Origin of the sequence: Crossiella sp. CA198, assembly GCF_052078295.1 — a bacterium.
In the GTDB taxonomy this organism is placed as follows: Bacteria; Actinomycetota; Actinomycetes; order Mycobacteriales; family Pseudonocardiaceae; genus Crossiella.
Map to the genome: position 1 here is coordinate 337,953 of NZ_JBQJIM010000003.1, position 14,487 is coordinate 352,439.

Annotated in this window: 10 protein-coding genes and 1 pseudogene; 5 read left to right on the plus strand and 6 right to left on the minus strand. The window is 72.5% G+C overall.

From position 1 onward, the window contains the following. Positions 1-70: 70 nt before the first annotated feature. The gene (locus ACTOWY_RS06645) at positions 71-439 is read left to right on the plus strand and encodes a VOC family protein (RefSeq protein WP_441308839.1); all 369 of its coding nucleotides are present in this window, start codon (positions 71-73) and stop codon (positions 437-439) included. 18 nt (positions 440-457) lie between these two features. Here ACTOWY_RS06645 and ACTOWY_RS06650 read toward each other — a convergent pair whose 3' ends face one another. Further along, positions 458-1,465, minus strand: coding sequence for a GNAT family N-acetyltransferase (locus tag ACTOWY_RS06650; RefSeq protein ID WP_441308709.1), 1,008 nt, complete (start codon positions 1,463-1,465; stop codon positions 458-460). A gap of 76 nt (positions 1,466-1,541) precedes the next feature. Here ACTOWY_RS06650 and yaaA point away from each other — a divergent pair, with 76 nt between their 5' ends. From yaaA to ACTOWY_RS06665, 3 genes are all read left to right on the plus strand, one after another. After that, positions 1,542-2,285 carry a peroxide stress protein YaaA gene (gene yaaA, locus ACTOWY_RS06655; protein ID WP_441308710.1) on the plus strand — a complete coding sequence of 248 codons (744 nt, stop codon included), beginning with the start codon at positions 1,542-1,544 and terminating at the stop codon, positions 2,283-2,285. Positions 2,286-2,507: 222 nt separating this feature from the next. Further along, positions 2,508-3,374 carry a serine protein kinase RIO gene (locus ACTOWY_RS06660; protein WP_441308711.1) on the plus strand — a complete coding sequence of 289 codons (867 nt, stop codon included), beginning with the start codon at positions 2,508-2,510 and terminating at the stop codon, positions 3,372-3,374. Positions 3,375-3,692: 318 nt separating this feature from the next. Then, positions 3,693-5,771 (plus strand): DEAD/DEAH box helicase, encoded by a 2,079-nt coding sequence (locus ACTOWY_RS06665; RefSeq protein WP_441308712.1) that lies wholly within the window; start codon positions 3,693-3,695, stop codon positions 5,769-5,771. A 372-nt stretch (positions 5,772-6,143) separates the two neighbouring features. Here the strand turns inward: ACTOWY_RS06665 and cobA are convergent, their stop codons facing one another. Next, a complete protein-coding gene (gene cobA / locus ACTOWY_RS06670) occupies positions 6,144-7,394 on the minus strand; it encodes a uroporphyrinogen-III C-methyltransferase (RefSeq protein WP_441308713.1) in 1,251 nt (416 codons plus the stop codon). Positions 7,395-7,548: 154 nt separating this feature from the next. Further along, positions 7,549-8,658 (minus strand): annotated as a pseudogene (locus ACTOWY_RS06675) (alkene reductase). A 63-nt stretch (positions 8,659-8,721) separates the two neighbouring features. Between ACTOWY_RS06675 and ACTOWY_RS06680 the strand changes: the two are divergent. Then, positions 8,722-9,150: a winged helix-turn-helix transcriptional regulator gene (locus ACTOWY_RS06680; RefSeq protein ID WP_441308714.1), complete on the plus strand. Its 429-nt coding sequence runs from the start codon at positions 8,722-8,724 to the stop codon at positions 9,148-9,150. A 488-nt stretch (positions 9,151-9,638) separates the two neighbouring features. Here the strand turns inward: ACTOWY_RS06680 and ACTOWY_RS06685 are convergent, their stop codons facing one another. The 3 genes from ACTOWY_RS06685 to ACTOWY_RS06695 all read right to left on the minus strand — a co-directional run bounded on the left by ACTOWY_RS06685 (position 9,639) and on the right by ACTOWY_RS06695 (position 14,410). Beyond that, positions 9,639-11,471, minus strand: coding sequence for a cobalamin biosynthesis protein (locus tag ACTOWY_RS06685; RefSeq protein WP_441308715.1), 1,833 nt, complete (start codon positions 11,469-11,471; stop codon positions 9,639-9,641). A 9-nt stretch (positions 11,472-11,480) separates the two neighbouring features. Continuing rightward, complete coding sequence (gene cbiE / locus ACTOWY_RS06690; protein WP_441308716.1) at positions 11,481-12,689, minus strand: precorrin-6y C5,15-methyltransferase (decarboxylating) subunit CbiE; 1,209 nt, start codon at positions 12,687-12,689, stop codon at positions 11,481-11,483. 179 nt (positions 12,690-12,868) lie between these two features. Next, positions 12,869-14,410, minus strand: coding sequence for an SAM-dependent methyltransferase (locus tag ACTOWY_RS06695; RefSeq protein ID WP_441308717.1), 1,542 nt, complete (start codon positions 14,408-14,410; stop codon positions 12,869-12,871). Between the last annotated feature and the right edge of the window lie 77 nt (positions 14,411-14,487).

A 14,487-nucleotide genomic window follows, 5' to 3' on the forward strand; every position in this document is an offset into this window, starting at 1 on the left:
AGGGTATCCGCGCAGCGCAGGCGGGTTGTCGGTGGCAGGGTCTAGCGTGCGCGCCATGACAGAGCGGACAGTGGGTTTGAGCATCGGCATGGTGACCATCGACTGCGCGGATCCGCAGGCGCAGGCTGGTTTCTGGACTCAGGTGCTAGGCGCCTCGGTCGCCGCGGACTACGGCGATTACGTGGTGCTCGCGCCACCGGGTCCCGGCGCCACCGGGATCGGGCTGCAGCGGGTCCCCGAGGAGCGGGCCGGCAAGAACCGGGTGCACATCGACCTCACCGGACCCGATCCGGAGGCGCAGATCGAGCGAGTGGTGGGGCTGGGCGCCCGGGTGCTGGCCACGCACGAGGTACCGGGACTGACCTGGACGGTGCTGGCCGATCCGGAGGGCAACGAGTTCTGCATCGCCAACCACGGTGACCCGGCCGAACTGGGCTGACAACTGGATCCGAGGTCGTCAGCCCTCGGTCGGCCACGTGTGGTCAGCCGGGGCGGGCAGCCGTTCGCCGTGGGTGACCCAGCGGTGTTCGACCTGGAAACCGGCGCGCTGGTACACGCCGAGCGCGCCGGTCGGGTTGTCCGCGTCCATGCCGAGCGCGGCGCGCGGGAATCCGGCGGCGGCGCAGCGGGCGAGCACGTCGGCGATCAGCGCGGCGGCCAGACCGCGGCGGCGCCAGGGCCGGCGCACGCCGATGTCGCCGAGCCAGACCCGTTCCCGGCCCTGGTCGTCGCGGTCGCGCGCACCGCGGAAGCAGAGCACGTATCCGGCGATCTGGTCGCCGTCGTAGGCCAGGCGGGACAGGTCGCGGCGGAAAATGCCGGCCTCGACGAAGTTGTGCCGCCAGTAGTCGGGGTCGGCGTCCGGGCTGCCCCAGTGGTCGCCGAAGGTCTCCACGTAGGCGAGCCGGACCGCCTCGTCCGCGCTGACCGGGTGGTCCTCGACACGCAGTCCCGCGGGCACCGGCGCGGTGACCAGGGGTGCGGTGAGGTCGCAGGCCATGTCGAAGAACCAGCGCACCGGTTCCATCCCGGCGGTGGTGAGGATCTTCTCGTGGCCGGCGTCCTCGGCGTGGCGGCCCGCGGTGACGAAACCGGGCAGGGTGCTGCCGCTGTCGCGGTGCATCCGCCGGACGCGGTCGCGTTGCCAGCGCAGCAGGGCGGTGCCGATGCCGCTGCGACGGTGGTCGGGATGCACGCTGCCATTGAGGCGGTACCAGAGTTCCGGCTCGCGGGTGGGCTTGCGGTAGACCAAGCCGACGGCGACGAGCGTGTCGCGGTGGAAGACGCCGAGGGAGTCGGTGGCCGGGTCGAAGCCGGGCACGGCCAGTTCCTCGGCGAGTTCGCTCGCGGAGTACTCCTCGCCACCGGGGTCGGCCTTCTGCTCGGCCGCGGTCAGCTCGGCCCAGGCCGGGGCGTCCGCCGCGGTCAGGGGCCGGTGGACGAGATCCGCGCCGAAGGTCTGCATGAGTAAGGAAGGTAAGGACCACTCGAGGAGGTGACGACTGAATTTCGCCGGGCCCCGGCCCGGATAGGGTGCGTTCGTGCTGGTGCTGCTCCCCCCTTCGGAAACCAAGGCCCCCGGTGGCGACGGGCCCGCGCTCGCGGTGGACGGGCTGTTCGCGCCCGAGCTGAACCCGGTGCGGGAGAAGCTGCTGGACGCGCTGGTGGAACTGGCCGCCGACGTGCCCGCGAGCCTGGCCGCGCTCGGCATTTCCGCGCGGCAGTCCGCCGAGGTGGAGCGCAACGCCGGACTGCGGCGCGCGCCGACCATGCCCGCGCTGTCCCGCTACACCGGGGTGCTCTACGACGCGCTGGACGTGCCCGGGTTCGGCAAGACGGAGCTGGCGCGGGCGAACACGCGACTGGCGGTGGCCTCGGCGTTGTTCGGTGTGCTCGCCGCGGACGATGAGATTCCGGCCTACCGGTTGTCCGGGGGCAGTGTGCTGCCCGCGATCGGACCGCTGGGCGCGTTGTGGCGGCCCGCGCTGGAGCCTGCGCTGAGCACGGTGTCCGGGCTGGTGGTGGATCTGCGGTCGGGTGTGTACGCGAACCTGGCGAGGATCCCGGACGCGGTGGCGGTGCGGGTGCTGACCGAGGACGCGCGTGGCAAGCGGACCGTGGTCAGCCACCACAACAAGTCGCACAAGGGCAGGCTGGCGCGGGCGCTGGCGGTGACCAGGTCCGAACCGTCCACTGTGGACGGAGTGCGCAAGGTCGCGATGGCCGCGGGCCTGCGGGTGGAGCGGGCCGGTGAGCTGGCCCTGGACGTGATCGTCAGCGGCTGAGCCGCCGCCGCGGAAATTCGGTTGTGCGCCACCGTTGCGGTCGGCATGCTGGCTTTCGCACGCACCGGTGCCGGTGGTCACACCGGCTGGGTCGAGGAGGTGGGACCGATGGAACTTGCCATCGCCCTGGGCGCGGTTCGCCGCCGCCCGCCCGTTCTCCCCGCCGGTCGCTGACGCCTTTTCTCGCGCACGGCTGGGGTGTAGTCACCTAGGAGCCCCAGCGTGCGCAGGCACGAGTACGACAACGCCTTCAGTTCATCCCGCACCCCGCGCCGCAAGAAGCGCTTCGACGACGAGGAACCGCGCGACGCGACCCGGCGACGGCGCTTCGAGGAGCTGTCCCGCTCCGAACGCGGCCCCGGCCCCATGCCGGATTGGCTGGTCACCGACCCGGACACCACCGACGTCGAGCTGGGTGTGCTCAAGACCGGCAAGGAAGCCGATGTGCACCTGATCGAGCGGACCGGCGCGGACGGGACCTCCTGTCTGCTGGCCGCCAAGCGGTACCGCGCCCGCGAGCACCGCATGTTCCACCGCGACGCCGGCTACCTGGACGGTCGCAAGGTCGCCGAGTCCCGGCAAATGCGTGCGATGGCGCAGCGCACCTCCTTCGGCCGTGATGTGATCAGCCAGCAGTGGGCGGTCGCCGAGTTCGCCGTGCTCAGCCGGTTGTGGCTGGCCGGGGCGCCGGTGCCGTACCCGGTGCAGCTGGCCAACACCGAGTTGCTGCTGGAGTTCCTCGGCGAGCCCGACGGCACCGCCGCACCCCGGCTGGCCCAGCTCCGCCCGGACCCGGACGAGCTGCGCGGCCTGTGGCGGCAACTGGTGCAGGCGCTGCTGGATCTGGCCGCCCAGGGCCTGACTCACGGCGACCTGTCCGCGTTCAACCTGCTGGTGCACCGCGGCCGGTTGATGCTGATCGACCTGCCCCAGGCGGTGGACCTGGTCGCCAATCCGGCGGCGAGCGGCTACCTGGATCGCGATGTGCGCGGGGTGTGCGACTGGTTCGTCAGCCGCGGCATGTCCCCCGGCGTGGCCGATCCGGACTGGCTGTCCGACCTGCTGGCCAGGGAGGCAGGCATCCGCTGACCCGCGCGGCGCCGGAGTCCAACCGGTGGGCGCCGCGGTCCGCTTCGTGGACTCCGCGCGCCCACCGGTCCACCCCCGCGCTGACCTGTGCGGACGTTAGCTCGCTCACTCGGAGCTGGATCGGTGCGGAGCTTCTCCGGACACCAGCTACACTGATCAGGTACCGCGATCGGGCGGACGACCACTGGTCGCCGCCCAGCCACACTGAACGGCCCGTGGTGCCACACCACCCACCAGAGGCGCGCAACGCGCCGGGCTCGTCCTTGCGATCAGCTCCCGAAACGCCATCCATGGCGTGGGGCATCCCCGAGACGTGCCATGTCTCGGAGGTCATCTGTGTCCGTTGACACATCTGTCAGTCCCGTTCGCCCTGATGACGCCGAGGGCGTCGTCGAGCAGGCGGTTCCTTCCTTCAGCGAGCTTGGCCTGCCGCTCCCGGTCGTGCAGGCGCTGACGCGCAAGGGCATCATCACCCCGTTCCCGATCCAGGCCGCCGCGATGCCCGACGCGCTCGCCGGCAAGGACGTGCTCGGACGGGGTCAGACCGGTTCCGGCAAGACCCTCGCGTTCGGCCTGCCGATGCTGACCCGCCTGGCCGGCTCGCACGCCAAGCCGCGCCAGCCGCGTGGCCTGGTGCTGGTGCCGACCCGCGAACTCGCGATGCAGGTCCAGGACTCGCTCACCGACTACGCCGACGCGCTCGGCCTGACCTGCCGCATGGTCGTCGGTGGCACCTCGTTCCCGAAGCAGATCAGCGCGCTGCGCCGCGGCGTCGACCTGCTGATCGCCACCCCCGGCCGGCTGGCCGACCACGTGCGCCAGGGCACCGCGGACCTGTCCGAGGTCACCGTGACCGCGCTGGACGAGGCCGACCAGATGGCCGACATGGGCTTCCTGCCCCAGGTCCGCGAGCTGCTCGACCTGGTCGCCGCCGATGGTCAGCGCCTGCTGTTCTCCGCGACCCTCGACGGTGACGTGGACAAGCTGGTCCGCCAGTACCTGAAGAACCCGGTCACGCACTCGACCGCGCCCTCCTCGGCGAGCGTGACGACCATGGACCACCACGTGCTCCTGATCTCCGCCGAGGACAAGAACACCATCGTGGCCGAGGTCGGCGCGCGGGACGGCCGCACGATCATGTTCGTGCGCACCAAGCACACCGTGGACCGCCTGACCAAGAAGCTGCGCAGCCTGGGCGTTCGCGCCGGCGCGCTGCACGGCGGCAAGACCCAGGGCGCCCGCACCCGGACGCTGGCCGAGTTCCGCGAGGGCATCGCCCCGGTGCTGGTCGCCACCGACGTCGCCGCCCGCGGCATCCACGTCGACGGCGTCAGCCTGGTCCTGCACGTGGACCCGCCTGCCGACCCCAAGGACTACCTGCACCGCGCGGGCCGCACCGCGCGGGCCGGCGAGTCGGGCACCGTGGTCACCCTGGTGCTGCACAACCAGCGCCGCTCGGTGCAGGCGATGACCGGCAAGGCCGGCGTCAGCCCGGTGACCACCAAGGTCCGCCCCGGCGACCAGGCGCTGATCGAACTGACCGGCGCCCGCGAGCCCAGCGGCGAGCCGATCCCGGACGAGCCGGAGCGTCCCATGGGCCGCCGCAAGTTCGGCGACCGGCCGGAGCGCGGCGAGGGCGGCGGCGGTTACCGCGGCCGGAGCAGCTGGAACGACCGTGGTCAGGGTGGCAGGCCGAACCGCTTCAAGCCGAGCACCGACGAGCGCGGTGGCGCGTCCCGGCGGGACTACACCGAGGCCCGGCGCGACTTCCGCGACAGCGGCGAGGGCCGCTCCGAGGCCGCCAACCGCGGTGGCGAGTACCGCGGCGGTGGCGAGTACCGGTCCAACGACCGCGGCGGCTACCGCGGCAGTGACAACCGGAGCACCGAGGGCCGGGGCGGCGACTTCCGCCGCACCGACGACACCCGTGGCCCCCGCCAGGGCGGCTACCGTGACAACGCCTCCCGCGACAGCGCCCCCCGCGAGGGCGGCTACCGGGAGAACCGTTACCCAGGTAACCGTTATTCGGAGAACCGCGCAGGCAGCGGCTCCTACGGCGAGAACCGCGGCTACGGCGAGAACCGCGCCGCGGGCGAGCGCACCGCCGGTGGCGGCGACCGCTACCGCAGTGAGGGCAACCGCTACCGCACCGACAACCGCGGTGAGGGTCGCCCTGACGCCCCCCGCTCGGACAACCGGCACAGCGCGGGTTCCGGCAGCACCGGCGAGAACCGCTACCGCACCGACAACCGCTCCGGCGGCGACACCCGGCGCGCGGGCGGCGAAGGCTGGCGCGGCGGCGACGGTCGCCCGAGCGGCAACCGCAGCAGCAGTGGCGGCTGGCAGCAGCGCCGCCACACCGGCGGCGCGACCCACCGCCCGAGCGCGGGTCGCTGACAAGTAGCAACAGCACGAACGGGGCGGCCCCGGCACCAGATCGATGGTGCCGGGGCCGCCCCGTTTTTCGGCTTCCGGGTGCTGCGTCACTCGCGCCCGAGAGGGTGCGTGGGTCGTAGCTGACTCGCGTGATGCGAGCGCGGTCGACTGGTTCGCCCGGTTGCGGAGCGCCGAGTCACGTCGCGTCATGCAGTGGAGTGCCGAGTCACCGCACGCGATCGCCGAGGCGTCCCGGCACGTAGTCGCACGGTCGGCGCCACCCGCCGCGCACCCGCCGCACCAGCCTCGCTCCACGCTCGAAGCCCGGCCCAGCACTCGCCCAGTCCCGGCTGCGCCTTCAGCCCACCACCAGCGGCTCCGGCGCGACCGCGATCAGCTCGACCGGCCCGGCAGCTCCGCGGCCAGGCCCGCGACCGGCCCGACCACGATGATCGCCGGCGGCCGGATGCCCTCGTCCCGGATCGCCGCGCCCAGGCCGTCCAGCGCGCAGCGCAGCACGCGCTGGCTCCGGGTCGCGCCCTCCTGGATCACCGCGACCGGGGTGTCCGCGGGGCGGCCGTGTTCGATCAGCGCGGCGGCGAAGACCTCGGCCCGTTCCACCGCCATCAGCAGCACGAGGGTGCCGCGCAGCCGCGCCAGCAACGACCAGTCGACCAGTGAGCGCGGGTCGTCCGGCGCGACGTGCCCGGACACCACGACCACCTCGTGCGCCACCCCGCGATGCGTCACCGGCACCTCGGCCAGGGCGGGCACGGCGAACGCGCTGGTCACCCCGGGGACGACGGTGACCGGCACGCCTGCTTCGGCGCAGGCGATCAGTTCCTCGAAGCCGCGGCCGAAGACGTAGGAGTCACCGCCCTTGAGACGGACGACGAACTTCCCGGCCAGGGCGTTCTCGATCAGCGTCTTGTTGATGAACTCCTGGCTGGCGGCGCGGCCGTAGGGGATCTTGGCCGCGTCCACCACCTCGGTCTGTGGTGGCAGGTCCTCCAGCAGCTCGCGTGGCGCGAGCCGGTCGGCGACCACGACGTCGGCCCTGGCCAGCAGTCTGCGGCCGCGCACGGTGATCAGCTCCGGATCGCCGGGGCCGCCACCGACCAGCGCGACACCGGGCAGCTCGCCTGCACTCACCCGCGAGTCGGCGCCCGCGTGCGCGTCGTCGAGCTGCCCGGTGCGCAGCGCGTCCAGCACGGTGTCGCGCACCGCGGCCGAGCGCAGTGGCCTGCCACCTGACAAGACCCCGAACAGCAGCCCGTCGTGCTCCCCCATCGCGGGGGTGACCGCGGTGCCCTTGACGCCGATGTCGGCGCGCACGCAGAACACCCGGCGCGTCTCGGCCTCGGCGACCACCGCGGCGTTGACCTCCGGGTCGTCCGCGCAGGCCAGGGCATACCAGGCGGCGTCAAGATCGCCCTCGGCGTAGCGGCGGCGGGTCCAGGTGATCTCGCCTGCCTGGGCCATGGCATCCACCGCGGGCGTCGCCTCGGGGGCGATGACCTCCACCGCCGCGCCGACCGCGACCAGCCGGGGCAGGCGGCGCTGGGCGACGGTGCCGGCTCCGATGACGACGACCCGGCGGCCGGTGAGGTCGAGTCCAGCCAGATAGTGGTGCTCTGCGTGCATGTGAAACAGCATGCCCCGGGCCGCGGTGAACTCCACGATGACGTCACCGAGCTGTGGTGATGACCATATCGATCATGGACTGGAATATTCCTCAGCAGGAAACGGTGAGAGCGGGACGGCCCCCACCGCCGCCCCGCTCCCGTTGTTCGCCCGGTCAGGCAGTCAGGGCCGGGTAGTCGGTGTAGCCGCGGTGGTCGCCGCCGTAGAAGGTGGCCGGGTCGGCCTCGTTGAGGTCCGCGCCGGTACGGAACCGCGCGGGCAGGTCCGGGTTGGCCAGGAACTGCCTGCCGAAGGCGACGAGGTCGCAGGCGCCGTCGGCGATCGCCTGCTCGCCGTGTTCCTTGCCGGTCGGGGCGCCGTCGTTGTTCGGGGAGAGGATGACCACGCCTGACCACTGCGCGCGCAGCGTGCGGGTGAATTCGCGGCCCGCGCTCTCCACGATGTGCAGGTAGGCCAGGCCCAGCGGCGCGATCTCGCGCAGCAGCGCCGGGTACAGCTCCTCGGTCTCGGTCTCGGTGATCCCGTTGAAGGTGTTCGCCGGCGAGATGCGCAGGCCGACGCGCTCCGGGCCGATCGCCTTGGCGACCTCGGTGGCCACCTCGACGGCGAACCGGATGCGGTTGGCCACCGGGCCGCCGTACTTGTCCGTGCGCTGGTTGCTGCCGCTGGCCAGGAACTGGTGGATCAGGTAGCCGTTCGCCCCGTGCAGCTCGACGCCGTCGGCGCCGGCGCGAATCGCGTTGCGCGCGGCCTGGACGTACTCGGCCACGGTCCGCTCGACCTCGGCGGTGGTCAGCTCACGCGGCGTCTCGTTGTCCACCAGGCCCTCGTAGGTGAAGGTCTGCCCTTCGGCGGCCACCGGCGACGGCGCCACCTGCGGCTCGCCATCGTGCAGCGAGGAGTGGCCGATGCGGCCGGTGTGCATGATCTGGATGAAGATGCGGCCACCCTCGGCGTGCACCGCGTCGGTGACCTTGCACCAGCCCGCGACCTGCTCGTCGGTGTGCAGGCCAGGCGTGGTCACCTAGCCCTGGCCGATCGCCGACGGCTGGGTGCCCTCGGTGACGATCAGCCCGGCGGCGGCCCGCTGGGCGTAGTAGGTCGCCATGAGATCGGTCGGCACCCCGTCCCGGTCGGCACGGTTGCGCGTCATCGGGGACAGGACGATGCGGTTGGCCAGTCCAAGGCCGCCGATCTTCGCCTCGTCGAACAGGGTGCTCACGTGCGTCCTCCACAAGTTTTTCCCGACTGGCTTACTTTCCATAAGCTTCCTGATCGAAGGTTAGCTTGTCAAGCGGAAGGCGCTAATCGGAGGTAAGCTGCACAAATGGACCAGATCACCCCCTACTGTCCGCAGTTCCAGGACGCCATGGAGGTGCTCGGTCGCCGGTGGACCGGGGCGATCGTGCGCGCCATGCTGGCCGGCCGGACCAGGTTCTCCGAGCTGACCGAGACCATCCCCGACCTGACCGACCGGCTGCTGTCGATCCGGCTCAAGGAGCTGGAGAGCGAGGGCATCGTCACCCGGCACGTGGAGCCGACCCGGCCGGTGCGCATCGAGTACCGGCTGACGGACAAGGGCCGTGAACTGGCCGACGTGGTGATCCTGCTCGGCGACTGGGCGCACCGGCACGCCCCGCCGGAGGCACAGGCCCAGTACGCCGCGATGAAGGCGGCTCAAGCGGCGAGCACGGCCGACGCGGCGGCAGCGAACTCGGGCGAATGCGCCACCGCGGAGCCGGTCAATCAGACCTGAGAAGAATTCGGATAATAGAAAAAGCTCTGCCTGCCCCGGGCGGCGGATGGGGCAGGCAGAGCAGTCTCTCTTCGGCGCGATCAGCACACTGGATGCGGATTTGACCGCCCGCCGCGAACTTCTCGCGGAACTACCACTTCGTGCTTCGTACTCCGTTCTCCGGCACCGCGGCGTCGGGGGGCTTCGGATAATCCCTTCGCCACCACTCGTGCTGTAGTGGCCACCACTTGCCTGCCGTGACAGGCCCGTTTCTCGACCTCCCCGAGTCTGGCCCGACTACGTCCCGGTGCTAAGTCAATGCCAACACGCGGCCAACAGGCTGGTCAACTGCACGGAAGTTGGATTTTCCGGTACCTGTGGAAACACGATCCGCGACGATTACCGGACGGTCACGGCCACAGAATTGACCGAACCAGCGAGTTCGACTGTCCTGGGTACACATTCGGTTGAACTCGTGTACGCGGCCGGTTCACTTCGGGCCGGATTTCTCAGTGTCCGGGGGCCCTGTGGATAGCCGCGACACCGATCACGACGGCGGTGCTAGCGTCGAACTCGGCCGGGTCCAGCTCGGCCAGCGGGATCCACCGGGCGGCCTGGCCTGGCCGGCCCGGGTTGCGGACCACACCGGCTGGGGTGTCCGGTCCGCGGGATTCCAGCAACACGGTGAGGACCTCGGTCGCCTGGGTTTGCCAGGCGGTCGTGGGGCTCAGCCAGAGCGGCAGGTCGCTCGCGGCGAGTCCACGCAGACGCTGTTCCTGTTCGGGCCAGGGCTGGGCCGCGGACAGCAGCAGCTCGATGTGGCCGCCGGGTGCGGTGGTGCCGCCGTACGGTGCTGCGGCGGCATCGGACCCTGCGGAACGGCGGGGTGCTGCGGCGTCGGGGTCTGCGGGCGAATGCGATGCCGTGGGTGGCTGGTGTGGTGTGCTCGGCTGCGCGGCTGGAACCGGGTTCGGGTGTGGGTCGGCGAAGGTTGGGGCGCTCAGCAAGGCTGTGGCCGCGACTGCCGTCGGAGACAGGCCGGGGACGGTCACCAGGGTGATTTCCGGGCCGGTGGCGGGGGCGGTTGGGCTCAGCAGGGCCACGGCGCGGCCGGCGGTGGCCAGGTCCACCGCCTGGGTGGCCGCTTCGTGTGGGTTGCCGCTGGACCACAGTTCGGTGCCGGGGCGGACCAGGGCGCGGACCTGGGCGAGGTCTTGTTCGGCACCGACCACCACGGCGGCTTTGCGTAGTTCCGCTTCGGCTCGGGGGACGCGTAGGTCGGGGTGGCCGGGGCCGAGGTCGATGACGGCCAGGCGGCCTCGGGGGCGGATGCGGGCGGCGGCGACGGTGACGTTGCCGCGCGGGGTTTTCTCGGCGGCGAGTTCGGTGGGGGCGCCCTGGGCGAGGGTGGCGGCGGCGCGCAGGGCGGCGGCTTCGGCGACGCTGGGGGTGCCGGTGGCGGTGTGGACCTGGGGGCTGGGGTTGGGGACCTGGATGGCGGCCAGGGTGGTGGCGGGGTAGTGCAGCAGGCGGGAGGTTCGGGCGGTCCAGAAGCCGTGGTCCTCCACCGCTTCGACGATGCCGGGCTCAGCGGCCTTGGTCTCGACGGTGGCGAAGGCGAGCACGGCGCGGTGGTCCAGGCGGTGTTCGTCGGTCAGCGCGGCCACCGCGGTGGTGACAGCGGTGGTGGACACGCCGCTGCCGGCGCCGATGCCGACGACCAGGGTCCTGGGCACCAGGCGCAAGACGTGGCCTTCGGGTTCCGGGTTGGGCAGGCGGTCGTCCAGCAGGACTGTCCACTGTGGACTCTCGTCGCCGAGGGGGGCGTCGGAGAGCAGGACGTTGGCAGGCAGGGCGGGCAGTGGGAAGCCCAGAGGGTTGGCCAGGCGGACGCGTTCGCCTGCCAGCACGGCGGCGCCGCAGGCGGTGAGGTCGCCGTCGACCGCGGCGTCGAGGAGTTCGACCAGGTCGTCCAGTGGGGTGGTGCCGGTGGCGTGTTCGGCGGCGGTGACCACGGCGGTGCCGCCGAGGATCTCGGCGACCTGCTCGGCCAGGTCGCGGGCGTTGCCCGCCGGGCCGTCGATGAGGGCGACGGCGAATCGTTCCGCCTCGTCGACGCAGACCACGGCCGGATCGTTGTGGCGTTCGCGCAGCAGTGGGGCGAGCAGGCGGATGGTGGAGTCGGTGGCGAGCAGGAACACCGCGGCGTCCAACTGGGGCCACAGGCGTTCCAGCGCGGGGCGGATCGGGCCGTCGGCGAGCACGGCGGCGGGGCCGAGGCGGCCCGCGAGTTCGGCGGCGGCTTGCCTTCCGGCGGCGCTCGCCGCGAACAGCCCGATCACAGGGCAACGCTATCCGGCGTCCTCGCGGCGGCCGAACAGCAGGGTCGTCGGGTTGACCGCGGTGAGGGTGCTCGATCCGTCCGCCAGCGTGCCCAGCCGGGCGGCACTGAGCTGACAACCGTCGACCTGGTAACCGCCGCCGCGCAGCGCGTTGCGGCAGGCGGCGACCTCGTCCAGCGCGTTGAGGCCGACGACCACGCGTTCCGCGCCGACCGCCGCGCAGGCTTCGACGACCTTGGGGCCGCCGCCGCCGACGTAGACCGCGTCCGGGGTGGGCAGGCCGGAGAGCACCGCGGGGGCCTCACCCTCGACCGTCCGGACGTCCACGCCGTGGTTGACCGCGTTGGCCACGATCCGCATGGTGTGCACCGGATTGCGCTCCACCGCGATCACCGCGGCGCCCAACCGTCCACATTCGACACCCAGCGCACCCGAACCCGCGCCGACATCCCACACCAGCATCCCGGGCCGCGGCGCGAGCCGGGCCAAGGCGAGGGCGCGGACCTCGGCGGAGGCGACCATGCCGTCGCGGTGGGCGAAGGCCTCCTCGGGCAGGGCCCAGCCGCCGACCGCGGGCACCGGCTCGCCGCCGAGGTACCAGCCCGGCTCCGGCACCAGGCCGGGATCGGTGAGGCACAGCACCAGGTTCGGGTCCTTCCACCGCCGTTTCGCGGCTTTGGCCGGGGAGATCGAGGACACGTTCTCGTCCGGGCCGCCCAGGTCCTCGGCCACGATCAGCGTGCGGCGCCAGCCCAGCAGGCCGGCGCCGATCTCGGCCGGACCGGCCACGCCCTCGGTGAACACCGCGACCGCGGGGCGGGCGCGGCAGACATTGAGCGCCTTGCGCAGCTCGCGGCCCTGGGCGTTGACCACGGTGACGTCGTCGCTGGAACGGCCGATGCGGGCGAGCAGGCGCTGCACGGTGGAGAGCGCCGGCACCACCTGGGCGCGGATGTTGCGGGCCCGGATCTCCCGCAGGATCCCGAAATACCCGGGGTCGCCGTGGTCGAGCACCACGGCGGGGCCGTCCTCGTCGGTGAGCGAGCCGAGCGCGGTCAGCGCGGGCCCGAGCGGACCGAGTTCGATCCGGCGCGCCCCTTCGGGCGCGTGGAGTTCCAGCAGCCGACGCCTGCCGATGACCAGCCGCGCGTCGGCAAGGGCCTTCTGCGCGTCGGGGACCAGGGGACCGCCGTCGACGCCGACCACAGTGACCGTCATGTCGCCACCCACTCCGCCTCGGTTACGGCCACCACCGGCCGACCTGAAGTCGATCATGGCAACGCCGGGCCGGATCCGCTGGCGCGGCTCGCCGATGAACCGTTGAAGTACCCGAGTGGCGGCGGGCGCGCGGCGACAACGCCGTGCGTGCCGCTAAGTCCTCGTCCGCCGTCATCGGGTCAGCTGCTCCGCGGAGTCCGTTTGGTCCGCCGGGCGGCGGTGGACTTCGCCTTGCTCTTGCCTGCGGCGGATTTGCCCGCCGTCGGCGCCTTCACCGCGGGCTGGGCCGGAGTGGCCGCCCGCGATTCGGTCTTGGGGGCTTCGACCTCGACCGCGACCTTGACCGTCTCGATCCGCGGGGTCCCGGCCGGGTTGTCGGCCTGGGGTCGCTGGATCGCGGGGGCGGTGCCGTGGTGGACCGGAACCTGCTGTGCCGCAGTGGTTTTCGCGGTGGAGGCGGGCGCGCCGGTGAAGCCGGCCCCGGTCTGGCCCGCACCGGTCGGGTGCGCGGCGTGCGCGCTCGCGGCGGCCGTGGCCGCGCCGTTCGTGGCCGAACCGTTCGGGCTCACGCCGTTCGTGGCTGAACCGTTCGTGGCCGCGCCGTTCGGGCTCACGCCGTTCGTGGCCGAGCCGTTCGAGCCCACGCCGTTCAGGCCCACGCCGTTCGTGGCCGCGCCGGGCGTTCCCGCGCCGGACCTGGAAGCACCGGGCTTGGCGGCGCGGTTCTGCTCGTCGTGCAGGGCCAGGGTGACCTGACCGGATCGGGTGGCGGCCGCGGCGGCGGCGCGCTTGGACGCGCCGGTGCGGTAGCGCGCGCCTGCCCGGGAGGACCGGGTGGACTCGAGCTGGTCGCGGCCGGACCACCAGGTGTTCGGGGTGGCGGGGGCTTCGGCCTCGACCACGGCTTCGGGTGGCTGTCCGGCGGCCAGGCGTTCGGCGCGGCGGGCGGTGAAGTCGCTGCGACGGTAGTTCGCCGGGCGGGTGCCGGGCTGGTACAGCCGGGACCGCTGACCACCGGCGCGCAGCACCTGGCCGATCAGGAACAGCGTCTGCCGCCAGAGCTTGTGCTCCTTGACCGTGCCCAGCAGTTCGCCGAGCGTGGTCTGCACGAGCAGCTCGTCCGGCCAGCTCGTCTTGTACGCCACCACGACCGGGGTGTCCTCGGCGTACCCGCCCGCGCGCAGCTCCTCGACGAGCTGTTCGGTGCGGGCCGCGGACAACGCGACCGCCATGGTGCCGCCGTGCGCGGCCAGTTCGCGCAGCTTCGCGCCGTCGGGCAGCGCGCCGGTGTCGCCCTCGGGCCTGGTCAGCACGACCGGCGCGGCGGCCGAGACCGGGCCGAGTTCACGGCCCGCGGCGGCCGCGGCGGCGGACAGCACCGAGACACCGGGGACGATCTCGACCTCCAGGCCGATCTTCTGCGCGGCGTCGTACTGCTCCTGCACCGCGCCCCAGAGCGTGGCGTCGCCGGAGTGCAGGCGCACCACGGACAACTTCTTCACCGCGGCCCGGCGGTAGACGTCGAGGACCTGTTCGTGGCTCACCCGGGAGCAGTCGATCAGCTCGGCCTCGGCGGCGGCGTGTTCGCGCACGCAGCCGGCGTCGACGACCGCGGGCGACCACACCACGATGTCCGCTTCGGCGATCCGCCGCGCGCCCCGCAGCGTGATCAGGTCGGCGGCACCGGGCCCCGCGCCGATGAACGAGATCCGACCACTCACAGCAGTTCCCCTCTCCCGCGGCAGGCGGAAGGACTTCTCTGTCCACTTCGGACTTGGCGCCGGTGTCGCGAGTCGGT